Raw genomic sequence first — 21,761 nt, forward strand, 5'->3', positions numbered from 1 at the left:
ATACCAAGGCATGACGGCCGCAACCGGGTTGCGGGTCCGGTGATCGTGCATACGAAGGCGTGACGACCGCTTCCCCGGCAAGGTTCTCCCGGCAGAACTTTCCTGCGGCGCGGCTGGCGCATGCCGCGTCATCGCGATCTCCTTGAAATTGCTGACGCGGCGGATGGCACGCCATTTGCTCCGCGATTGCAGCATTGCAATGGGACTGCGCGCGCAGATGACGTCGATCTCGGCCTTTGGACCGGTTACGGCCGGCATGACGACTGCCACACTGAAGAAGCCGCTGACGGCCGACGCCAGCGGATCCGCGCAAGCCGCCGGCGGCATCTCATCTGACGACACCGTCGAGCAGAAGTTTCTCAAATACGCGCAGATGAGCCCGATGGACCGCATGCGCGCGAACATCCTCAAGAGCATGGGTCTGTCGGAGCAGGACCTGAAGACCATGACGCCGGATCAGCGCGCCGCGGTCGAGCAGAAGATCAAGGAACTGATCGAGCAGGCGTTCCAGAAGAACGCCGGCAAAGCCGGCCAGGCCGTCGACATCTCGGCCTAGCTAGCCCTCGCGACGACCGCATCACCCGGCATCCGGCCTGTCGCTCAGGACCACGAAGACCTTGCCGTCGAAATCGTATCGCGCGACCTCGCGCATGCCGAGCCGCAGATGCGCCTTGAGCGAGCGCGGATTGTCTTCTCGGATGAACAGGATCACCTCGCGGCCGGGAAACGTTGCCCGAAGTCTGGCGAAGAGCGCCTCGAGAACGCCGAGACCGCGGGCGTCCGGGGAGACGCACACGGGGCCGTATACATACGCATCGGGTCCACCCGGCCAAGCCTCCAGCATGGCCTGTACCGGCGGAGCCGCGTCGAACCCTTTCTCCGACGTCAGCAGCGCACCGAGCAACCTGTCATCGTCACCGGTCGCGATGACGATCGATTGCCCGCTTGCGATGCGCGTCTCTATCGCCTCGCGGGGCCATTGCCCGAGCAGCATGCCGCCGCGGTCACCGGCATTGGCCGTGAGCAGCGCAGAGATCGCCTCCGCATCCGACGATGTGGCAAGCCTGGTCGCGATCATCACGGATGGACCGGATCAATGAGCCGCATGCCGCCGCAACTCACGGCTTGTTCTTCGCGACCGCGCGGGTGACCGGTTTCGTCGCAGCCTTCTTCGCCGGCTTCTTCGCAGTTTTGCTGGATTTGGCCTGGTTGAGCTCGATCGCGGCACGGATCAGGGCCTTCAGCGCGCGGTCGTTGATCTTGTCGCCCTCGAACAGATCGATCGCGCGCCGCACATTGCCCTCGAAGCCGGTATTGAACAGCTTGTCGGGGTCCGGAAGTTGCGCGCCATACATGAAGGTCAGCTTCACCTTGCCCTTGTGGGCGTTGCCGACCGCGATGATGCCGTCGCGCGACCATACCGGGCTGCCCATCCACTTCCATTCCTCGATGATCTCGGAGTCGGCAGCGAGAATGCTCTTGCGCAGGCCGGCGAGCGTCTTGCCGCGCCAGTCGGTGAGATCCTCGATCATCTGGTCGATACGTTCCGATGCCGTCATTGCTGCCTCGTGGTCCCAGCCTGTCCCATGCAATCACACTTGCGATGCGGAGGTCGATCCCCCCTGCATCCGCCGTGGCGCCAGATAAGGCAACACGAACAGATACAGGCCGCTCAGCAGCATCAGGATCAGCGGGAACAGCGCCAGCAGGCCGATCCAGACGGCTTGCTGCTGCAGGACCATCGCGACGATGTTGATGATGACGGCAACCGTGAAGACGATCGAGAGCCAGCGGTGAAACTGCCTGATCCAGTTGTTCCAGTTCAATGTGACCTCCTGTTTGATGGATGTTGAGCAGACCGTCAGCCTTCCCGCACCAGCAGCTGATCGAGATTCTCCAGGAACTGCTTCCAACCGGCATGGGCGCCGCCATAGGCCTGCTTCTGATGCGGCTGGAAGCCGGACTGCTCCACGCGCAGATGGGTGCCCTTCGCCGTCGGCGTCAGCGTGAAGACCACCACGCTCTCGAGATTGTAGGCGGCGTCCTCATGGGCGAAATTCCAGGTGTAGGACAGCGTCTTGTGCGGCTCGACGGCCAGCACCTTGCAGTCCAGCACGCCGCCCCACTCGCCGCGCAGATTGAAGCTGTGCCCGACCTCGGGCTTGAAGTCGTTCTTCATCAGCCACTCCTCCATCAGATGCGGTTGCGTCAGCGCACGCCAGAGCTTTTCCGGCGGATGAGGAAATTCGCGCTCCACGATGGCGGAGCGCGTCTCAGGGGTGGTCTTGTTCATTGGTCCATCCTTTTGAGAAGATCTTCGAGGTGGTCGAACCGGTTCTGCCAGAAGCCCGCCATCTGGCTGGTCCAGTCGATCAGCGGCGCCAGCGCGCCGAGCTGTGCGCTGTAATGCGTCTGCCTTCCTTCATGGCGATCGCGCACCAGCCCGGCCTGCTTCAGCACGCCGAGATGTTTTGACACTGCCGGCTGCGAGATCTTTGCCCGCGCCGTCAGCGCACCGACGGTCTGCTCGCCCTCGCGGCACAGGCGCTCGAAGATCGCCCGGCGAGTCGGGTCTGCGAGGGTTCGAAACAGCACGTCGTGAGCGTCCGGCATTTTGCGATCAATAACCCGTTGGCTATGGATTAACGTATAACCAGACAGCTATGGGTTGGTCAAGTGAAAAGTCACGAAGCCCAACGGACTCCTTTGCTGCTCGCTTTCGGCGAGCCGATGCAAGATCGACCATCCCGATAGACATATATCTAACTGGTTATGTAACGAGCGCTGATTTGTCAGTCGGGGCGAAACGAGATGCAAAGCTCGGACAGATCATGTCGCGAGAATGCGGAAGTATGGCTCACAGGCCGTTCAACACACTCGGTGTCGTCCCCGCGAGAGCAGGGACCCATAACCACCGATGGTCATTGTTGACGATGCTGGAACGACGAGTCCCTCTGCTCCCTTGCGCAATTGCGCACTAGGCAGGGACGACAATTGTGAGCGTGGCGCCCACCAGCCTGCGCATTCACCTCGTTGCGAAGGCATTGTGCATGGCCTACACATATCGCGCGGATGCGGTCCTTGTTCACGGAGAACCTTGATGTGCCAGCTCTGCGAAATCACGCCCAGCCGAACCTCCCGACGCGTCTTCCTCGCTGCCGCGGTCTGCACCGCGGCCAGCCTCGCCCTTGCGCCGGCTGTGACGGCCAAGGAGACAAAACCGCCGCCGAAGCCGCAGAACGTGCTGCCGCCGGACGCCGCGCTCGACCGGCTGGTGAAGGGCAATCTCCGTTATGTCGAAGGCGTTTCGCGGCGGCATGATTTCAAGCACGAGCGCGAGGCGCTGGCCGGCGGACAGAACCCGTTCGCCGGCATCCTGAGCTGCGCGGACTCCCGCATCGCGCCGGAATACGCCTTCGACACCGGCCGCGGCGACCTGTTCGTCTGCCGCGTCGCCGGCAATTTCGCCAGCGACGAGATGATCGCGAGCCTCGAATATGCGTCGTCGGTGCTCGGCGTGCCGCTGTTCATGGTGCTCGGCCACGACAGCTGCGGGGCGGTCGACGCCGCGATCAAGTCGCTGAAGGACAACACCACCCTGCCCGGCCATCTGCCCTCGCTGGTCACCGCGATCGCGCCTGCGGTGAAGGCGACCGAGGGCAGACCGGGCGACCGGCTCGCCAACGCCATCAGGCAAAACGTCATCGACAACGTCGCGAAACTCAAGACGGCGACGCCGATTCTCAGCGCCGCGGTCGATCAGGGTAAGCTCCGGATCGTCGGCGCGGTCTACCGGCTGACCGACGGCAGGGTCGAGCTGGTCACGGACGCCAAGCGACCGGCGACTTGAACCTCGGCGCCACCTGCGACCACTGAAGCCATGAACGACATCGCGCGAGCGAATGGAGAAGGCGGATGTGGCGCCGGCACGGACGGATTGCTGGAGTGCTGCTCCTGGTCATGGCCTCGCTGCCGGCACGCGCCGGCGTCGAGCCCTGCAACACCACGCAGAAGCGGATCGAAATGACCGCGTTGCTCCGCCATGCCGCGGAGGACCGGCCGATCAACATCACTTTCGCAACCCGGGCCGACGGCGTGAAGCTGCCCGCCGCCCTGATCGAGCAATACCCCGAGGAAATCACGATCATCCTGCAGTACGAATTCGATCGCCTCGTGGTGAGGGATGACGGCTTCGAGGTCGGCGTCTGGTTCAATCGCAAATATGCCAGGCTCGCCGTGCCGTTCGACGCGATCAGGAGCCTGTGGGACGGCAAAGTTCTGATGTGCACGAGCAATCAGCTGTAGGAACAGTGACGTCGCGGCGCAGAAAAGCATGCGAAGTCATGTGAACGTCGCTTCCGTGCACACTCAGTGTCGTCCTTGCGAAAGCAGGGACCCATAACCACGAATGCTGATTGTTGCGCCCCGGCGGAATGACGAGCCCTGTTCACAACAGCGGCCGCGGAGGATGGGTCCCTGCTCCCGTGCGCAATTGCGCACCAGGCAGGGACGACATCCTCATGTGGGCCTCAGGTGAACGTCGCTTCCACCTTGCCGAGCCCATCGAGCTCCATCACGACGGTGTCGCCCGCCTTCAGCCATATCGTCTTGACCAGGCTGCCGGTCAGCACGATCTGGCCGGCATGCAGGCCGCGGCCTTCGGCGGCGAGATGATTGGCGAGCCAGGCGAGCGCGTTGTGGGGATGGCCGAGCACGTCGGCGCCGGTGCCGCGGCCCTCCTCCTTGCCGTTGACGAGCGCGCGTCCGGTGACCTTGCGTAGATCGGGCACGGTGATCCGCGGCACGGCTTCGCCGAGCACGCAGCCGGCGGCGAAGAAGTCGTCGGCGATCAGGGTCGGCGCACCGAGCGTCTCCCATTTGACGTAGCGGTCGTCGACGATCTCGATCGCCGGATGGTAGGCCTCGATCGCCTCCGCGACCCATTCGGCGGTGAACGGCGCTTCGCCGGGCGCGAGACTGCGCGCCAGCCGCACCGCGATCTCGCATTCGACGCCGACATGGACGAAGTCGGCCGCCGGCAGCCGCACGCCGCTGTCATGCACGACCTTCTCGAACACGCCGCCGCCGCAGGGATGCGGGATATTGATGTACTCCTGCATTACCGCGCTGGTGCAGCCGATCTTGTAGCCGACGAGGCTGCCGACCTGCGGCTGCAACAGATCGTGCAGCGCGTATTGCACCTGATAGCCTTCGGCCTCGTCGCGCGGCACGATGTCTTTGGCGAGCGCCTTGAGCGGCGCACGGCTGCGGCGCGCGCTGGCAATCGCCTTTGCGGCCGCGAGGATCCGTTCCATCTGCGCAGCCTCCCCGATGTTCTCGGCGGCGCGGTGGCGCCTCCATCTGCTCACGGCAATTCAGCACTCGCCGACGCGTCTGGCAAGCACGCCGGACGGGAGAGGCCGTCAGGCCTTGACCAGGCTTAGCCTGATCAGGCTCTCGGCGGTCGCGACGATCATCTCCTCATTGCTGCGCGGACGCCAGCCGAGCAGGTTCTGCGCCTTGGCGCTGGTCGAGCGGCGCACCTTGCCGAGCAGCGGCAGGGTGGCGCGGGCCAACGGGTTGCGCCGCGCGGCGAGCCGGATCATCCAGTCCGGCGCCTGGAACCGGGGCACGCGCCGCGCCTTGCTGCCGAGTTTCCTGCGCAGCAGCCGGGCCACCTGCAGCACCGACATGGTCTCGCCGGCGACCGCGAGGAACCGCTCACCTTTGGCCTTGGGCGAGGTCATGGCGCGCAGATGCAGGTCGGCGACGTCGCGCACGTCGACAAGGCCGAAATGGATCCGCGGCACCGCCGGCATCGCGCCGTCGAGCAGCGCCTTGATGATGCCGATCGACTCGGAGAAATCAGGCCCGAGCACCGGGCCGAACACCGCGGTCGGATTGACCACGGCGAGCTCGAGGCCATTGCCTTCGCGCGCGATGAAATCCCAGGCGGCGCGCTCCGCCAGCGTCTTCGACTTGGGATAAGCCTGCACGTCAGGACCCTGGAGATTGGTCCAGACCGTCTCATCGAACGGCTTGGCTTGCGGCGGATGGCCATAGCCGATTGCCGCAAACGACGATGTCACGACGACGCGCTTGACGCCGGCGTCGCGCGCCACGCGCAACACCCGCAGCGTGCCTTCGCGCGCCGGAACGATCAGCTCGTTCTCGTCCTCCGGCACATGGGCGCCGAGCGGCGATGCGACATGCAGCACGTAATCGCACCCCGCGGCCGCCTCGCGCCAGCCGGCATCGCGCGTGAGGTCGGCGGCGACGAAGCCGACCTGGTCGGCTGCAGGCGCACCACCCTCGCGCAGCATCGCGATCACGTCCTTGCTGCGATCCGGATCGCGCAGCGTGGTTCGCACCGTATGTCCGTCGGCAAGCAGCTGCAGAATTGTGTGCACGCCGATGAAACCGGATCCGCCCGTGACCAAAACCGTGCTCATGTCGCTGCCTCTTCATGGTTCGGCGGATGGGGCACACATTGCGCCGCCCACCCTGCACAGGCCGCATCTGGTCATTATCTGACATTGGACAAGTAGAATGAAATTCGAGACCGGTATGGAAAACAATACCAGCGAACTGTGTGACGGCGGCGAATGCGAGAGCTGCCCGACCGACCCCAATCTGCTGATCGAATTCAAGGGCGCAATCCATGCGCTCGGCGGCAAATGGAAGCTCGAGATCCTGTTCACGCTGATGAACGGCGGCGTGCGGTTCGGCGCGATGCGCCGCGCGCTGGTGCCGATCACCCAGCACATGCTGACCAACCAACTGCGCGAACTCGAGCGCGACGGGCTGGTGTCGCGCAAGGTGCTCGCCGAAAAGCCGTTGCAGGTCGCATACGAGCTGACGGATTCGGCCTGGGGCCTCGCACCGGCTTTCCGCGAATTGCTGGCGTGGTCGAAAATCTACGGCACGCACCGTCACGCCGAGGCAGGCGAGACGACACTCGGGGCCGGACTGGCCTGAATGTCGTCTCGCCTTCAGATCGGCATCCGATCACCCCATGCCGAGCGCGCGCCGGATCGCGATCTCGACCGGCGAGTAGGCGCCATCGTCACGCTCGAGCCGGTACGGCTCGGCGGGACTGAGCGATGGTTGCGCCATGAAGCGCGGCCGCGTGCCCCGGTGCTTCTGCGCGGCATGCACCAGGAAGGGATGGCACAGATAGACCGTGCCCGCCTCGCCCATTGCAAGCGCGAGCTCGCAATCGGCGCCCATTTCCGCGAGGTTCATGCGGGCGCGTCCAGCCTCGCCCGCTGGCGCGAGGTAACGCGCCATCGGAAAGTGCGAGCCGCCCCTGATCCGGGTCGGCGCATCGTCCTCGCCGACATCGGAGAACAGGAACAGCATCAGCAGCGCCCGGCCGCGCGAGTTGACGTTCACTCGCCATGCCGAGAAGTCGCTCCGCTCGTGCGGATCGCAATCGTCGCCGGGAAAGCTGACATCGACATGCCAGCCGGCATCGCCAGGATCGTCCGGATGCGGGAACCGCACGGGGAAGGTCCCGATGTTGTGGCGCGGAGACCAGCGGCCGGGGCCTGCGATCTGGTCGAACGCCCGATACAGCCGCGGCGAATTGATCGCCAACCGGAACGGCTCGTCGCCATAGCCGGGCAACCGCACCACTGGGCGCGTCCACGTCGAAGGATCATGCTCGCTGCACGGCAGGTCGCGCCACATGATGGCACGTCCCGCATCGGCGAGTTCGCGGGGAAAGGCGTTGTCGATCCGGACAAAGCCCTGTTCGATGAATTGCTCGATTTGCGCGTCGTTCAGCGCACGCGCGTCGTCTCGATCGGTCATGATTGTCTCTCAAATCATCGCCAGCCGTCGATGCCCGCTATACGCGGAGCTGGGCCGGCCCATTCGGTTCACTGGAATCCCGCGAGCCCAGGCGCGCGAGGACGATCAGCGCTTCCGTGCGGAAGCGTGTTTCCTGGCGGAAACGAGATCAGCCCAGGAAGAAGACCGATGCGATGTTGAGAGTACGTGTCATCATGGCGGCGCGAACCTACAACCGGTGCGCGCCGGAAGCAATCTGTAGCGGTCCGCCGCCACTATTCGTCGCGATAGACCTTCTCGCGCTTCTCGTGACGTTCCTGCGCCTCCACCGACAGCGTCGCGATCGGGCGGGCTTCGAGCCGCTTCAGCGAGATCGGGTCACCGGTCTCTTCGCAATAGCCGTAGGTGTTGTCTTCGATGCGCTGGAGCGCCGCGTCGATCTTGGAGATCAGCTTGCGCTGACGATCGCGGGCACGAAGTTCGATCGCGCGGTCGGTTTCCGAGGAAGCTCGGTCCGCGAGGTCGGGGTGATTGACGTTCTCTTCCTGCAACGTCTGCAGCGTGACCTTCGATTCGCGGAGGATCTCATCCTTCCAGGCCAGCAGCTTGGCGCGGAAATAATCGCGCTGCCGCTCATTCATGAAAGGCTCTTTTTCAGTCGGCCGGTAGTTCTTCAGCTTTTCCAAAGGCAGCCATGTCCCTGTCTGGCGGAGGGAACAAAACCCCTCCGCGCGGCGCCTTATATAGCCACGACATGTGACAGACAATATCTGCCACCGCGAAAGGCGGGCCGCCCCCAAGGCCTTGCACAGGCAAACTTATCCGCCCGCCTGGAGCCAGCCCTTACCCCTCTCCTCGCCCCTCAGTAGCCGACCGTGAAACGCTGGCGGATATGGGCCGGGCGCTCGATTTCATCGGCGAGTGCAACTGCGAAGTCCTCGAACGAGATCGAGCTTTTGCCGTCGGCCGCGGCCAAAAGCTGGTCGGTCCCGAGCCGGAACTTGCCGGTCCGCTCGCCCGCCACGAACAGCGCCGAGGGCGACAAAAAGGTCCAGTTCAGGTCCTTTTCCTGGCGTAGCAGGTCCAGGAATTCGCCCCCCTTCGTAGCTTCGGCCTTGTACTGGGCCGGGAAGTTCGGCGTGGTCACCAGGCGGACGCCCGGGGCCACCTCGAGGCTGCCGGCGCCGCCGACCACGAGATAGCGGCCAACCCCGGACGCCTTGGCAGCCCCGATCAGCTTGGCCGGGTCGCTGACGGTGAAATGGACGGAACTGATCGCAGCATCGTGGCCCGCCCACAGCGCGGCCAGGGCGGCCTGGTCGTTCACATCCCCCTTCACGGCGGTGACGCCAGGCAGGGATGCGATCTTCTCCGGGTTGCGGGCGATGGCGGTGACGGCATGGCCGCGGCGGGCGAGTTCCGCGGTGAGGCGCGAGCCGGCCTGGCCGGACGCGCCGGCGATGGCGATCTTCATCAAAGTCTCCGATTGATAGTTTCCAATGGTGACTAGATAGCGAAACGGATGTAAGTGTGAAGAAGGCACTCTTGTCTCACCTGATTACGCCGGAGTAACCCGATGAAAGCCGCCAGCCTGAAGCCGGACGCCTATGCCGCCAATTGCCCGACGCGCCAGATCCTCGACCGGGTCGGCGACAAATGGGCGGTGCTGATCCTGCTGTTGCTGCGCAGCGAGCCGATGCGCTTCAACCAGCTTCGCCGCGCCATCGAAGGCATCTCGCAGAAGATGCTGTCGCAGGTGTTGAAGAGCCTGGAGCGCGACGGGCTGCTGCGCCGCCGCGCGATCGCAACCGTTCCGGTCACCGTGGAGTATTCGATCACGCCGCTCGGATCGACGCTTGCCGAAGCGGTCGATCCGCTGCGCGACTGGGCCGAGCAGAATCTGAAGGAGGTGCTGGCCGCGCAGCGCCGCTACGACACGCAGCGCAAGGCACTGGCGGCCTGAGGCGCTGCCTGCCCGCGTGAGACAGGTCGGGTGTTCGGGAGCAGCCTAATACTGCCCCGCCTTGGCGAGTTCGACTTCGACGCGCAGTTCGATCTCACCCAGCACGGCATCGAGGCCGGGATCACCGGAGGATTCCTTCAGGCTCGCCGCGGCGTCGCGCAGCCGGTTCACGGTGGAGGAATCGAAATTGCCGGACAGCAATCCGAGCTTGAGCGCGTCGAGCACGTCGAGGGCGCCCTTGCCGCGCGCCACCGAGCGTTTGCGCCGTTCGGTCGGGTCTTCGACGCCCTGCAGCGCGAGCAGCGCATCGAGGCTCGCGGCGGCCCTCGGTGCGGCGGTGGAGCGAACCTCCTCCTGCGCGCTGGTCGCATCCGGCAGCGAGAAGCCGCCCGACGAGGTCCGCCGCGTCGAGCTGGTCGACGTGCCAAGCGTGGTGCCGTTCGGTCCGTAGATGCGCATCGTCATGATCCCGTAGGCCTGAATGCGCCAAGCATCGCCGTTTTATGGTTAACGGTGCGTAAACGACCCGGCAATTTCTGCCGCCGCACGGCAGTTTCGCGCTCCCTGGCGAACCGGAGCCGAATCGCGATCCGACAATTTCGATAAATATATCAATACATTGCTCCAACGAACCTAAGTGGCACGCGGCTCGCATGGTTAATGGCGGATCGCCGTCATGGGAGTGTCGCGTGATCCGCGTGAAGTTCGAGGGGAGAATTGGATGCCCGGCATCCGCACCGCAAATCTATTCGGAGTGGCCTGCGCCGCGGTGCTGGCGCTGGCGGCCTTCGTCATGCCGGCGGCCGCGACGTCGCGGATCAAGGATCTCGCCAACATCGAGGGCGTGCGCCAGAACCAGTTGATCGGCTACGGCCTCGTGGTCGGCCTCAACGGCACCGGCGACACGCTGAACAACATCCCCTTCACCAAGCAATCGCTGCAGGCGATGCTCGAGCGCATGGGCGTCAACATCCGCGGCGCCACCATCCGCACCGGCAACGTCGCCGCCGTGATGGTCACCGGCAATCTGCCGGCGTTCGGCACCCAGGGCACGCGGATGGACGTCACCGTCTCCGCGCTCGGCGACGCCAAGGATCTGCGCGGCGGCACCCTGCTCGTCACCCCCCTGCTCGGCGCCGACGGCAACGTCTACGCGGTCGCGCAAGGCACGCTGGCGATCTCCGGCTTCAACGCCGAGGGCGAGGCCGCCAAGGTGGTGCGCGGCGTGCCGACCGTCGGCCGCATCGCCAACGGCGCCATCATCGAACGCGAGATCGAGTTCGCGCTCAATCGCCTGCCAAACGTGCGCCTCGCGCTGCGCAACGCCGACTTCACCACCGCCAAGCGGATCGCCGCCGCGGTCAACGACTATCTCGGCGTCAAGACCGCCGAGCCGCTCGATCCCTCCACTGTGCAGCTCTCGATCCCGCCGGAGTTCAAGGGCAACGTCGTCGCCTTCCTGACCGAGATCGAGCAGTTGCAGGTCGATCCCGACCTCGCCGCGAGGATCGTGATCGACGAGCGCTCCGGCATCATCGTGATGGGCCGCGACGTTCGCGTCGCCACCGTCGCGGTGGCGCAAGGCAACCTCACCGTCACGATCTCGGAGAGCCCGCAGGTCAGCCAGCCCAATCCGCTGTCGCGCGGTCGCACCGTGGTGACGCCGCGCAGCAACGTGCAGGTCACCGAGGACGGCAAGAAGTTCGCCGTCGTCAAGGACGGCGTCTCGCTGCAACAGCTCGTCGACGGCCTCAACGGTCTCGGCATCGGACCGCGCGATCTCATCAGCATCCTGCAGGCGATCAAGGCCGCCGGCGCGATCGAAGCCGACATCGAGGTGATGTGATGGGAAGCCTGATCAACAGCACCACCGGCAGCATGCCGAACAAGGCGCTGACGCCGATGTTCAACGGCCGCCCCGATCCCGTGCTGCAGGATGCGATGAAGAAGGTCTCACCGCAGCAAATCACCAAGGCGAAGGCGACTGCGACCGACTTCGAATCGATGTTCCTCAACACGATGTTCTCGCAGATGACCACCGGCCTGAAGGGTGAAGGCCCCTACGGCGACACGGTCGGCACCGGCGCGTGGCGCTCGATGCTGACCGACGAATATTCGAAGAACTTCGCCAAGTCCGGCGGCGTCGGCATTTCCAACGAAGTGTTCCGCTCGCTGATCCTGCAGCAGGCCAACAAGAGCTAATTCGGTTTTCAAGGAGCAGCGCGATGAACCAGCGTCCACAGCAGCATCGGCCGGCCGCCCCCGCCGCGCGGCCGGCGACGTCGACGCCTCCCGACGTCGCACGTCTCGCCAACGAACTCACCGAGGTGATGAGCGCGCTGCTCGCCGTCGTCGAGCAGGAGACCGGGTTCGTCCGCGCCGGCAAGATCCGCGAGGGCATGCAGCTCGAGGCCCAGAAGTCGGAGCTGTCGCGGCGTTACATGCTCGCGGTGGAGCACCTGAAATCGATGCAGAAGATGCTGTCGCAGACCGAACCCGAACTGCTCGCCACGCTGCGGCGTCATCACGAGACGTTCCGCGCGATGCTGCAGGTCAACCTGACAGTGCTCGCGACCGCCCACGCGGTCTCGGAAGGCATCGTGCGCGGCGTCAATGCCGAGGTGCAGCGCCGCAACATCCCGAACACCTATACCGCGAACGGACAGCGCGCCACGCCGGGCCCGCGCAACATGACGCCGATCGCCGTCAGCCGCACGCTCTGACGCGCATACGCCGACAATTTAGCTCAATTCGGCGCGCTTGCGGCAACGCGGCATTCAGCGTGTTCCCTAACAGCCTGTTGAGAGGTTCCCCGTAGAGTTGCGGATCGTGAGGGGTTGGGATTTGACTCAAGCAAACTAGTGCCTGTGCACTACGAGGCTGCCATGAGTACAGATTTCAACATCAAGCCGGTGGGGGCACCGGTTGCAGCGCCGATAATCACCCCTGTGAGTGATACGGCGCAGAAGGCGGTGAAGACCGAATTGCCCGCAAGCCAGAGCGTCACTGCTCCGGAGCCGAGCGTGCGCGTCACGATCGATCCCAACGCCGTCAACGCATCGATTTCAAATCAGGCGCCGTCGGTCACCGACCAGGTTATCATCGACCGCGATGCACGCGCCGTGGTCTACCAGGTGGTCGACAATCGCACCAACCTGGTGGTGAGGCAGTTTCCGGAAGAGGCCGTATTGCGCCGTCGCGCCTATTTCCACGCGCTCGATCTCAGCAAGGACGCGCCGACGCGGGCGCGCGCAACCGACCGTCGCGCGTAACGCAAGCGGGTGACCCCTCACTTCTGTGTGGCGTAGGCCTTGTCGAGATAGGTCGACCCGGTGGCCGGATCGGTCACGACATTGGCGATCAATGCCGTCCCCTGCTGTACCAGCGAAAACTTGGTATCGCCGACGCGGAACGCGCCGTCCTTGATCAGGACGTCCTGATACTTGCTGGTGCCGTCGCTCTGATAGTGGACCTTGGCGCGAAAGCCGTCGACGTTCGACACCGAGATGTTGAACGACTTGTTGTTGGCGTACTTGCCGCTCCAGCTGCCCTCATAGAGCTTCGGATCGACGGCCACATAGGGCGTCTTTGACGGAACCGTCAGGCCGGCGGCCTTGTAGTTGGCGGACAGGATGCTCAACACGTCGGCCATGCCGAGAGCTCCGTTGCGAACCGTCGATCAGCCGCGGCCCGAGAGGCCGGCGGCGATGTTGCAGTTGATGTCGATCAGCGACTTCAGCTTCCCCGGGTCCGGATTCATCTGGATGTCGATGGTTTGCTTCATCACGAACACGCTGATGTTCGCGATGTTCTGACGCACCTCGAGCGGCTGCGGATTGTCGGCGCCTTCTGCGGCACTGAGGAAGATCGACCACAGGCGGCGATTGAACAGCAATGCGTGATCGAGCGCCTTGTCGAGGCCGTTCCAGTTCGCCTGGACTTCCTGCAGCTGCCGCGCGGCCTTCAACAACGCCTGCGCTTCGATTTCACGGGGGGACGCCGTCGTCGTTGACGTACGGGCGTAGGCCTGGGCTGCATTCGACATTAATGACCTCGATGGAGTGCGGATTTCTCGGGCCGCGGAGACGCAATTCTAGCGCTCGATATTTATGCATCCGCCGCCTTTAAATATGGTTAGCAGGCATTACCAAATGCGCCGTTCTAACGGCATAGAAAGATACCGTAATATCCCGGAGACAAAGAAAAACGGCGGGGTTTCCCCCGCCGTTGTCGAAGTGCTTGTCGAGGCGTTTAGCGGAGCAGCTGCAGCACGCTCTGCTGGCTCTGGTTGGCGAGCGCCAATGCGGAGACCGCGATCGACTGGCGGGTCGACAGCGCCTGGCTGTTGGCCGCTTCCTCGTTGGTGTCGGCCAGCGTCAGGTTGGACGAACCGGTCTGCAGCACGTTGATCAGGTTCTTGGAGAAGTCCTGACGGATCTGCACGATCGACAGGTTCGAACCCAGCGTCGAGGCTTCGCTGCGCAACGAGGAGCTCGCCGTGCCCAGCGCCGTCAGCACCTTGTTCGCCGAGTTGTTGTCGAGGAAGTCGGTGCCCGCGGTCAGCGTGTTCAGGCCGAGGCCGGTGGCATTGAAGGTAACGCCGCTGATCGCGAGCGTCGACTTGCCGGTCTCGTTGAAGGTCAGCTTCAGGTTGTCGCCGTTCAACAGGTTGATACCGTTGAACGAGGCGTCCTGCGCCGTGGTCGTGATCTGCGCGATGGTGTTGTTGTACTGCGTCACCAAAGCCGCGCGCGCCGACTGCGAGGCCGGATCGGCAACCGGAGCCGTGCCGGCTGCGCTGAACGTCGCAGTGCCGCCGCCGGTGTTGGTGAAGGTCACCGCACCGATCGTCGAGGACGCCGCGTCGTTGGTCGTGGTGATGACGAGCTTGTTGGAGCTGTCGAGGCTCGCCGTCAGGTTGCTGGCCGCGAGCGACGCATTCAGCTGCGTCAGCGAGCTGCTGGCCCCGAAGGTGAAGCTGAAGGCGGGCTGACCGGCCGAGGCCGCGATCGCCAGCACGTCGCCGCTCTTGATCGTGGTGCCGTCGACAAGGTTGGCTGCCGTGCCGCCGAGCGCCGCGGTGGAGGTGACCTGCGACCTCGTGGTGTAGCCGGTCGGGCTCTGCAGCACCTGGTTGGCAATCGACTTGGCGGTGTCGACCAGCTTCTGCAGCGAGGTGATGCCGGTGTTGGCAGCCTGCAGCACCTGCACACCGTTGCCGATGCCGTCGAGCAGGTTGTTGATGTCGCTGGCGCGGTTGTCGAGCGACTGCGCGGTGAAGAAGTTGGTCGGGTTGTCGAGCGCCGTGTTGACCTTCTTGCCGGTGGCAAGACGGTTCTGCGTGGTGGAGAGCAGATCGGCGGTGGACTGGAGGGAGAGGAGGTTCTGACGAACGGAGGAGGAGAGAATGATACCGGACATTTTCATACCTTTCTGGTGTGAAACTGAGGAAAAAACCGCGCCAATCCTTTCTGATCGGGCGGATGGCCGATCCTGCCGGTCAAGCCTCGAAGGAAAAAGAAATCTCCAGCACGGCATTTAAGACAAATGCCGAAGAATAAAATTGTCGCCACTGGGCGAAGTTCGCCGCGAAAACTACTGAGACGACTGCCGATTTCGGCCGAGGGCCGCTCCTCGCGCGGCTGCCCCGTTCACCAAGCGTTAACCATCATGGGAAAGGATCGCTGTCGCATCGGCCCTGGGCCGCAACGGCGGCTGCTAAGCAGTGCCGAACTCAACTTCGTTCCGCTAGCGGCGATATCGCGCGACTGCCCGGCAAAGGAGAACGGTCATGGCCCTGAAGGTCGAACTCAAACCGAACGAGCGCATCATCGTCGGCAATTGCGTGATCACCAACACCGATCAGCGCGCCCGCCTCCTGATCGACGGCGACCGCATCCCGATCCTGCGCGAGAAGGATATCCTGACGCCGGAGACCGCGGACACGCCGGCGAAGCTGATCTATCTTGCGGTGCAACTGATGTATCTGTCGCCGGATCCAATGGCGCACCACCCGACCTATTTCAGCCTGGTGCGCGACATCATCACCGCGACGCCCAGCGCCTGGCCGTTCATCGAAAGCGTCAACAACTTCATCCTCAACGGCGATCTCTATCACGCCTTGAAGGAATCCAAGAAGCTGATCGCGCACGAGGAGAAGCTGCTGGAAACCGCGCGCGGTCAGCGAAATGGCGATCAGGACGATACGCGCAAGAGCGCGTAGCGCTTCTTGCCTTGACGGGCTTTCTTCACGCGAACCGGCATCCACTTCGCTTGAAAACGCTCTAGCCCCCGTCTGAACGAAAAAGGCCTCCCCGAGGAGGCCTTTTTGCTGGCTGGAGATGATGGCGAGCGTTCAACCGACCGGCAGATATTTCAGCAGCGTGGTCTGATACAGCATCGAGGTGGTCTGATACGACGCCTGCAGGCTGGTCTGCAACGCCAGGATCTTGGTCGCAACCTCGTCCTGATTGACGCCCTCGACCGTGTCGAGCATCGTCTCCGCCATGTTCTTGAGCTGGGTCTGACGATCGGTGGCTGCCTTGGTCGCCGTCTGCGCACCGGCGAACTCGGCCTGCACGTCCTGGATCTGCTGCTGGCCGTTCTGCGGCGCGAGGTTCGCGCCGACGCGCTGCGCGAGTGCCGTCACCTGCGCGCTCGCATTCGGGTTGCTGGCGTTGGTGGTGACCGCCGCATACACCGCGACGTTCTGCAGCAAATAGCGGAACGCCTGTTCGTTGGCCCGTGCGCCATACTGCACGGTGATCGACTGATCGACCTGCGCGACGGCGGTGCCGCGCGCCGATCCCGGGCCGTTCTCGCCGGTGTACCAGTACACGGTGTTGTCGGGTGTGCCCGCGACCAGGTTGGTTGCCGTGTCGAACGGCGGTCCCCCTACCCTGAGCGGCGCCGGGGTCGCAGTCGTGTTGTTGGCGATGCCGAGCGCACCGAGTGCGGCCGCGTTGGAGCTCGATATCGAGAGGTTTTGACCATCCGCGCCGTGAAGCGTGATCGCGCCATTGCTGATGGTCGATGCGTTCTTGGTGCCGCTGATCTGGTCGATCTTCGCCATCAGCGTCTGCACGCTGTCGGTGATGTTGAGCTGGTTGCCGGTGGCGCCCGAGGCAACGAACGTGATCGGGGTGCCGTTGACCGTGATGGTGTCGCCGGCCGCGAAGCTCGTCGACAGAGAGTTGGTGCCCGCCGCGCCCGAGAGGGCGGTGGCGCCGCTGATCGGCGCCGGCGGCGTGTTCTGGTTGTTGACGGCAGCGCCCGCGACGGTCGCGACCGGATTGAAGAAGTTGTTGGACGCCGCGACCGCCGAGGCCGCCACCAGCGACGTGTCGCTCAGCGTCTTGATGGACGAGGTCAGCGTCGACTGGAGGTTGGCCGTCGTCGCCGTGGTGTCGGCGCCGATCAGGAACGAACCGGCCGGCGGCGGATTCGTGGTCGTCGCGGTGAGCTCGATCGCATCGGTGGTGCCATCAGGCAGCGTGAAGTTGAACTTGATCTTGTCGCCGTCATTCGGATTGACGGCGCCGAGATCGACCGAGGTGGACTTCGGCGTGCCCGTCGGCTGGGTCACGGTGGCGCCGGTCAACGACGACTGCACCGACAACAGCTTGAGGCCGAACGGCGAGCCGTCCTCGGCGACGCTGGTCACCGTCGTGGTCGCCGGCGGCGACGAAACGCTCAGGCGCCCCATCAAACCGGTGCCCTGATCGGCCTGCTTGCGCTCATTGATGAGCTGGGTGAGGCCGGCCTGGGTTGCGGTGCCCTTCAACATGGTGTCGGCCGACACCGTGGCCGGCGTATCCATCGCACGGCCGGAGAACAGATAGCGGTCGCCGGACTGGCTGTTCAGCATCGCAACCGCATTGGAGAACGCGGCCTGCGCCGTGATCTGGCCCGACGTCTGCCCGCTGTTGTTGAGCGTCAGCGTCGCGGTCGTCGCGGCGTTCTTCACCTGGCTCCCGACGTCCGACAACCCCTGCAAAGTGAGGTTGGCGACACCGAGGCGCGTGTTGAGGTTGGTGGCCGTATCCGAGAACGCGTTGATGCTGCTGATCTGGGCGCGCAGGCTGAGCGCAAAGCCGCGATCGAGCCCCTGCCCAGCATAGGTCGTCGATACCTTGCCGGTCGCAAGCTGCGTCGTCAGGTCATTGAGCTGACTGCGCAGGTTGAGGATCGTGGTGCCGATATAGGAAGTTCTGCCGCTTACGCCGTCGATCGACATGTTACCCTCACGTGAGCTGCAGCAGCGCGTCGTACATCTGCTTGATCGACGACATCACGCGCGCGTTGGCGGAATAGGCGTTCTGCAGCGACAGCAGATGCGCCATCTCCTCGTCCATGTTGACGCCGGAGGTCGAGTCCATCTTGGTCTGCAACGTATTCAGCACGACGTCCTGACCATCGGCCAATTGCTTGGCCGCCGTCGCCGATTCACCCTGCTGGCTGATGAACTGCCTGGCGAAGTTCAAGAGCGTGCCGGTGAACGGCGCGCCTGACGTGCCGAGGCCGGTCTTCGGCGAATAGCTGTACGACGCGTTCGACAGCTGGTTCAGGATGAGGTTCGCGCGCGTGGTGTCGCCGGCCGGTGTCTGTGGATTGGTCGCGTACACGACCATGCGCGAGGGGTCGCCGACCAGGGCGGTGTTGACGCTGATGCGTGCGGCAAGGCCGGTCGACTGCGAGCCGTTCGCGGTGATCGCGCCGGTGTAGAGCCCGCCATTGTCGGTGAACAGCGGAAGCTGCGGATCGCCCGACGTCAGCGACGAAACCGTCGACGTGACCGATGCCGCAGTCACATCAGCCTTGTTGGCTGCGCCGTCGTCGAGCACGCGCAGCGTCGACCCGGAGGGATTGGAGAATTGCAGGCCGGTTCCGCCGAGCGCGCCGTTGAGCTGCGACAGCACCGAGCTCATGCCGCCGGAGAAATCCACGCCCAGCACCTCGTCGTTCGGATCGACGGTCGCGGTGTTGCTGAGCGGCAGCACGCTCGGATCGTCGACGCGGACGAGCGACAGATTGTGCGTGATGCCGGTGGTGTTGTCCTTGTAGGAGACGTGAATGGTGTTGCCGCTCTGCAACCCCGAGAGATCGAGGTCGAAGCCGGACTGCGCTCCCGCCGTCGCCGCGGTGCCGGCCGTCGTCTTGTCCGACAGCGCGCTCGACATCGCGGCGGCGAACTGGTCGATCTGCGTCTGGGCCTGGGCCAGCGTGTTGTCGCGCAGCTCGAGATAGGCGGCGATCTTGCCTGATCGGATCGAGTTGGTCGACACCATGTCATAGGTGCCGCCATGGGGAAAATTGATGGTGATGGTGCCGACGGTGCTCTTGGTCGGGTCGGTATTGTACAGCGTGTTGGGCGTCATCGTGCCCTGGGCATTGAAGCTGAGCGTCGCCGCCTCGGTGCCGACCAGCTGCACGCCGGAATTTGTGAATACGGTCACCTGGTTCTGGCTGTTGGTGACGGTGCGGATATCCATCAGCTGCGAAAGCTGGGTGACATAGCGATCGCGCTGATCGAGCAGGGCTGCGGTCGAGGCGTCCTGCGTGCCGCCGGTGGCCTGCAGCTGGACATTGAGGCGCGCGATCTGCTGCAACGCATTGTTGGCGGTGCTGACGGAGTCGCTGATGCCGGCCTCGGCGTTGGCGCGCAGCGTCTGGATTCCCTGCGAAGTCGCGTTGAGCTGCTGCGCCATCGATTGCGCGGCATTGACGACACCGATGCGGGCCGACTGCGAGTCCGGGCTGGTCGACAGCCCCTGCACTGCGGTCAGGAACTTGTTGTAGGCGTCCTCGATCGTGCCGGTGGAGTCGGGATTGCCGTAGACGCCCTGCAGATTGGCAAGGAAGCTCGAGCGGACGTCGGCGTAGGACGCGCCCGACGTCTCGGTGCGAAGCTGGGTCTGCAGGAATTCGTCGAGCTGGCGGTTGACGCCGGTGATGAGGACGCTCGACCCGAACTGGCCGGTGGTGCCGGTATCCTGGTTGAGCGTCTTCCTGACGTAGCCGGGCGTCTCCGCGTTGGCGACGTTCGACGACACGAGCGAGAGCGAGGCCTGCGTGGCGCGCAGGCCCGACATCGCGGTGGAAAGGGCTTGGCTCAAACCCATGATGTGTACTCGCCTTTACTGCTTCACACGTGCATCATCGATGCGATCAACGCACGACGTTCAGGAGGTCCTGCACCATCGAATTGGTCGTCGTGATCACCTTGGTGTTGGCCGAATAGGCCTGCTGGGTCACGATCAGCTTGGTGAACTCGTCGGCGATGTCGGTGTTCGAGCTCTCGAGCGACGAACCGACGATGGTGCCGGCCTTGCCGAACAACGCCGCGCCGGACTCGTCGGTCGCCTCGAACGCACCGCCGTCGATGCGCTTGAGGAAGTTGGTGCCGTTGAAGGTCGCCACCGAGATTTCGGCGAGGTCGATGTTGCGGCCGTTGGTGTAATTGCCGACGATGCGGCCGTTGGTCGAGACGCTGACCGACTGCAGCTGGCCTGCCGGGAAACCGTCCTGCTGGATCTGGTTGACCTGGACGTTGCCGTTGGCGTCGGCGAACTGGGTCACGCCACCGGAGCCGAAATTGATCACGGGGCTGCCAAGCGACACGCCGTTGACGACGGCATTGTTGAGCGCGACCGAGGAGATCGCCGGCGACATCTGGCCGTTCGCCCCGAAAGTGAAGTTGATGTTGGCGTTCTGCCAGGAGACCTGCGTGCCGGTCGCGTTGGGATTGACCTGATAGAACAGGTTCCAGCTATCGGTATGCCCGGAGCCCAGCGAGGAGCTGTCGGTCTTGGCCCAGCGGAATTGCAGGTTCACCGGCGCACCCGACACGTCGTAGGCCGTGACGGCGCCGCCCGAGACGGATTCATTCAGGAAGGTCGAGTTGTCGTTGCCGACGACCTGGCCGGTGCCCACCGTGCCGCCGCCGCCGCGGGTCGCAACCGCCGAGCCGGTGAAGCCAAGCGCCGCAAGCGCGGTCGAGTTCGAGCTGGTCACGTTGAGGTCTGCCGCCGTGCCCGAATGCAGCGTGATCTTGCCGCCGCTGATCGTCGATGGCGTCGCGGTGCCGGTGATCGAGTCGATCTTGGCGAGCAGTGTCCCGATGCTGTCGGTGACGTTGAGCTGGTTGCCGGTCGCGCCCGACGCCACGAAGGTGATGACGGTGCCGTTGACCGTGATCGTGTCGGCGGGCACGGCCGGGGGGCCGGCAGAGCCGGCGCTGAAGCTGGCATTGATCGAATCGCTGCCCGCCGCGCCCGAAAGCAGGGTCGCTGCGGTATTGGCGACCGACGGCGTCGCCTTGTTGTTCTGCGCGGTGCCGGTGACCGATGAATCGGTATACGGCGCGGCCGGCGTGCCCAGCACCAGCGGGTTATGTCCGGCGCTGAACGCGCCCGGCCGGATCAGCTCCGAACCGGGGACCGAGGTGTCGTGCGCCGTGGTCAGGGGATAGGACGCGAGGTTGGCGCGGTAGTCGATCTTGGTGGTCTGCTGCGCCGGCAGGAAGTCGTTCTTGAACCGCAGCACCTGCGGCGAGGAGCCCGAGGGGTTGCCGGTGGTCGGGTCGATCGGCACGCCCTCGAGATAATAGCCGGCGCCGTTGACGAGATAGCCGTCCTTGTTGAGCTGGAAATCGCCGCGGCGGGTGTAGCGGTCGACGCCGTCGAACACCGGCGAGCCGTCGGTGAAGCTGCCCGGCTTTTGCACCGCGAAGAAGCCGTTGCCGTTGATCGCCATGAAGGTCGCGACCGACGCCGACTGCACGTCGCCCTGCACCGAGTTGGTCGAGCGCGACTGCGCCGTGACACCGCCGGCGAGCTGCGCGGTCAGCGCGGTCTGCGGGACGAGGTCGAGAAAGGAGGTATCGATGCGCTTGAACGCCGTGGTCTGCGAGTTGGCAATGTTGCCGGAGATGTTTTCGAGCGCGTACGACCCTGCGCGCAAGCCACCGACCGCCGTCGTAAGAGCGCCGAAGATACCCATGACA

At 64.5% G+C, this 21,761-nt stretch carries 27 protein-coding genes; 10 read left to right on the forward strand and 17 right to left on the reverse strand.

The features are described 5' to 3' along the window. Positions 1–199 precede the first annotated feature (199 nt). Positions 200–556: a hypothetical protein gene (locus CO675_RS34715; RefSeq protein ID WP_245453040.1), complete on the forward strand. Its 357-nt coding sequence runs from the start codon at positions 200–202 to the stop codon at positions 554–556. A gap of 21 nt (positions 557–577) precedes the next feature. Here the strand turns inward: CO675_RS34715 and CO675_RS34720 are convergent, their stop codons facing one another. Genes CO675_RS34720 through CO675_RS34740 form a run of 5 tightly spaced genes read right to left on the reverse strand, consistent with a single transcriptional unit; the run spans position 578 to position 2,613 of the window. Beyond that, complete coding sequence (locus CO675_RS34720; RefSeq protein WP_097676391.1) at positions 578–1,078, reverse strand: GNAT family N-acetyltransferase; 501 nt, start codon at positions 1,076–1,078, stop codon at positions 578–580. Between the two features lie 40 nt (positions 1,079–1,118). Continuing rightward, positions 1,119–1,559, reverse strand: coding sequence for a DUF1801 domain-containing protein (locus CO675_RS34725; RefSeq protein ID WP_097676393.1), 441 nt, complete (start codon positions 1,557–1,559; stop codon positions 1,119–1,121). A 33-nt stretch (positions 1,560–1,592) separates the two neighbouring features. Next, on the reverse strand, positions 1,593–1,826 hold the full coding sequence (locus CO675_RS34730) for a hypothetical protein (RefSeq protein WP_097676394.1): 234 nt from the start codon (positions 1,824–1,826) through the stop codon (positions 1,593–1,595). A gap of 35 nt (positions 1,827–1,861) precedes the next feature. Continuing rightward, a complete protein-coding gene (locus CO675_RS34735; protein ID WP_097676395.1) occupies positions 1,862–2,293 on the reverse strand; it encodes an SRPBCC family protein in 432 nt (143 codons plus the stop codon). Then, entirely contained in the window at positions 2,290–2,613 is a 324-nt protein-coding gene (locus CO675_RS34740; protein ID WP_050403489.1) for an ArsR/SmtB family transcription factor, read from the reverse strand. Before CO675_RS34740 ends, CO675_RS34735 begins: the two co-directional genes overlap by 4 nt. Before the next feature lie 487 nt (positions 2,614–3,100). Between CO675_RS34740 and CO675_RS34745 the strand changes: the two genes are divergently transcribed. Together CO675_RS34745 and CO675_RS34750 are read left to right on the forward strand one after the other, a co-directional pair. Further along, complete coding sequence (locus CO675_RS34745; protein WP_097676396.1) at positions 3,101–3,850, forward strand: carbonic anhydrase; 750 nt, start codon at positions 3,101–3,103, stop codon at positions 3,848–3,850. A gap of 95 nt (positions 3,851–3,945) precedes the next feature. After that, positions 3,946–4,305, forward strand: coding sequence for a ClpXP protease specificity-enhancing factor SspB (locus CO675_RS34750; protein WP_158231351.1), 360 nt, complete (start codon positions 3,946–3,948; stop codon positions 4,303–4,305). A gap of 224 nt (positions 4,306–4,529) precedes the next feature. Here CO675_RS34750 and CO675_RS34755 read toward each other — a convergent pair whose 3' ends face one another. Together CO675_RS34755 and CO675_RS34760 are read right to left on the reverse strand one after the other, a co-directional pair. Further along, positions 4,530–5,315, reverse strand: coding sequence for a 2-keto-4-pentenoate hydratase (locus CO675_RS34755; RefSeq protein ID WP_097676398.1), 786 nt, complete (start codon positions 5,313–5,315; stop codon positions 4,530–4,532). Between the two features lie 108 nt (positions 5,316–5,423). Next, entirely contained in the window at positions 5,424–6,452 is a 1,029-nt protein-coding gene (locus CO675_RS34760; RefSeq protein ID WP_097676399.1) for an SDR family oxidoreductase, read from the reverse strand. A gap of 97 nt (positions 6,453–6,549) precedes the next feature. On the opposite strand from CO675_RS34760, the gene CO675_RS34765 reads away from it, so the two are divergent. Beyond that, positions 6,550–6,978 (forward strand): winged helix-turn-helix transcriptional regulator, encoded by a 429-nt coding sequence (locus CO675_RS34765; protein ID WP_097676400.1) that lies wholly within the window; start codon positions 6,550–6,552, stop codon positions 6,976–6,978. 30 nt (positions 6,979–7,008) lie between these two features. Here CO675_RS34765 and CO675_RS34770 read toward each other — a convergent pair whose 3' ends face one another. The 3 genes from CO675_RS34770 to CO675_RS34780 all read right to left on the reverse strand — a co-directional run bounded on the left by CO675_RS34770 (position 7,009) and on the right by CO675_RS34780 (position 9,268). Then, positions 7,009–7,815, reverse strand: a complete 807-nt coding sequence (locus CO675_RS34770) for a phytanoyl-CoA dioxygenase family protein (protein WP_097676401.1) — start codon at positions 7,813–7,815, stop codon at positions 7,009–7,011. 254 nt (positions 7,816–8,069) lie between these two features. Then, positions 8,070–8,435 carry an RNA polymerase-binding protein DksA gene (gene dksA, locus CO675_RS34775; protein ID WP_021077973.1) on the reverse strand — a complete coding sequence of 122 codons (366 nt, stop codon included), beginning with the start codon at positions 8,433–8,435 and terminating at the stop codon, positions 8,070–8,072. A gap of 221 nt (positions 8,436–8,656) precedes the next feature. Then, complete coding sequence (locus CO675_RS34780) at positions 8,657–9,268, reverse strand: NAD(P)-dependent oxidoreductase (RefSeq protein WP_097676402.1); 612 nt, start codon at positions 9,266–9,268, stop codon at positions 8,657–8,659. A 102-nt stretch (positions 9,269–9,370) separates the two neighbouring features. Here CO675_RS34780 and CO675_RS34785 point away from each other — a divergent pair, with 102 nt between their 5' ends. After that, entirely contained in the window at positions 9,371–9,757 is a 387-nt protein-coding gene (locus tag CO675_RS34785) for a winged helix-turn-helix transcriptional regulator (RefSeq protein ID WP_029085377.1), read from the forward strand. A 45-nt stretch (positions 9,758–9,802) separates the two neighbouring features. Here the strand turns inward: CO675_RS34785 and CO675_RS34790 are convergent, their stop codons facing one another. Further along, the gene (locus tag CO675_RS34790) at positions 9,803–10,216 is read right to left on the reverse strand and encodes a flagellar assembly protein FliX (RefSeq protein WP_097676455.1); all 414 of its coding nucleotides are present in this window, start codon (positions 10,214–10,216) and stop codon (positions 9,803–9,805) included. Between the two features lie 262 nt (positions 10,217–10,478). Here CO675_RS34790 and CO675_RS34795 point away from each other — a divergent pair, with 262 nt between their 5' ends. The 4 genes from CO675_RS34795 to CO675_RS34810 all read left to right on the forward strand — a co-directional run bounded on the left by CO675_RS34795 (position 10,479) and on the right by CO675_RS34810 (position 13,029). After that, positions 10,479–11,603 carry a flagellar basal body P-ring protein FlgI gene (locus tag CO675_RS34795; RefSeq protein ID WP_097676403.1) on the forward strand — a complete coding sequence of 375 codons (1,125 nt, stop codon included), beginning with the start codon at positions 10,479–10,481 and terminating at the stop codon, positions 11,601–11,603. Next, positions 11,603–11,959, forward strand: coding sequence for a flagellar assembly peptidoglycan hydrolase FlgJ (gene flgJ, locus CO675_RS34800; RefSeq protein WP_097676404.1), 357 nt, complete (start codon positions 11,603–11,605; stop codon positions 11,957–11,959). Before CO675_RS34795 ends, flgJ begins: the two co-directional genes overlap by 1 nt. A 23-nt stretch (positions 11,960–11,982) precedes the next feature. After that, the gene (locus CO675_RS34805; RefSeq protein WP_097676405.1) at positions 11,983–12,480 is read left to right on the forward strand and encodes a hypothetical protein; all 498 of its coding nucleotides are present in this window, start codon (positions 11,983–11,985) and stop codon (positions 12,478–12,480) included. Between the two features lie 162 nt (positions 12,481–12,642). Next, complete coding sequence (locus tag CO675_RS34810) at positions 12,643–13,029, forward strand: hypothetical protein (protein WP_198964855.1); 387 nt, start codon at positions 12,643–12,645, stop codon at positions 13,027–13,029. 17 nt (positions 13,030–13,046) lie between these two features. On the opposite strand, the gene CO675_RS34815 is transcribed toward CO675_RS34810, so the two are convergent. From CO675_RS34815 to CO675_RS34825, 3 genes are all read right to left on the reverse strand, one after another. After that, positions 13,047–13,409 (reverse strand): hypothetical protein, encoded by a 363-nt coding sequence (locus CO675_RS34815; protein WP_097676407.1) that lies wholly within the window; start codon positions 13,407–13,409, stop codon positions 13,047–13,049. Positions 13,410–13,436: 27 nt separating this feature from the next. After that, positions 13,437–13,802 carry a flagellar biosynthesis regulator FlaF gene (flaF, locus tag CO675_RS34820; protein ID WP_097676408.1) on the reverse strand — a complete coding sequence of 122 codons (366 nt, stop codon included), beginning with the start codon at positions 13,800–13,802 and terminating at the stop codon, positions 13,437–13,439. A 206-nt stretch (positions 13,803–14,008) separates the two neighbouring features. Then, a complete protein-coding gene (locus tag CO675_RS34825) occupies positions 14,009–15,178 on the reverse strand; it encodes a flagellin N-terminal helical domain-containing protein (RefSeq protein WP_097676456.1) in 1,170 nt (389 codons plus the stop codon). Positions 15,179–15,548: 370 nt separating this feature from the next. On the opposite strand from CO675_RS34825, the gene flbT reads away from it, so the two are divergent. Then, positions 15,549–15,980, forward strand: a complete 432-nt coding sequence (flbT, locus tag CO675_RS34830) for a flagellar biosynthesis repressor FlbT (protein WP_097676409.1) — start codon at positions 15,549–15,551, stop codon at positions 15,978–15,980. A 132-nt stretch (positions 15,981–16,112) separates the two neighbouring features. On the opposite strand, the gene CO675_RS34835 is transcribed toward flbT, so the two are convergent. From CO675_RS34835 to CO675_RS34845, 3 genes are read right to left on the reverse strand one after another with little or no spacing between them, the layout of a single operon-like run. Further along, the gene (locus CO675_RS34835; protein ID WP_097676410.1) at positions 16,113–17,993 is read right to left on the reverse strand and encodes a flagellar protein; all 1,881 of its coding nucleotides are present in this window, start codon (positions 17,991–17,993) and stop codon (positions 16,113–16,115) included. 7 nt (positions 17,994–18,000) lie between these two features. Further along, complete coding sequence (gene flgK / locus CO675_RS34840) at positions 18,001–19,878, reverse strand: flagellar hook-associated protein FlgK (protein ID WP_097676411.1); 1,878 nt, start codon at positions 19,876–19,878, stop codon at positions 18,001–18,003. 46 nt (positions 19,879–19,924) lie between these two features. Continuing rightward, a complete protein-coding gene (locus tag CO675_RS34845) occupies positions 19,925–21,757 on the reverse strand; it encodes a flagellar hook-basal body complex protein (RefSeq protein WP_097676412.1) in 1,833 nt (610 codons plus the stop codon). Between the last annotated feature and the right edge of the window lie 4 nt (positions 21,758–21,761).

Source organism: Bradyrhizobium sp. C9, from assembly GCF_002532045.1.
GTDB lineage: Bacteria > Pseudomonadota > Alphaproteobacteria > Rhizobiales > Xanthobacteraceae > Bradyrhizobium.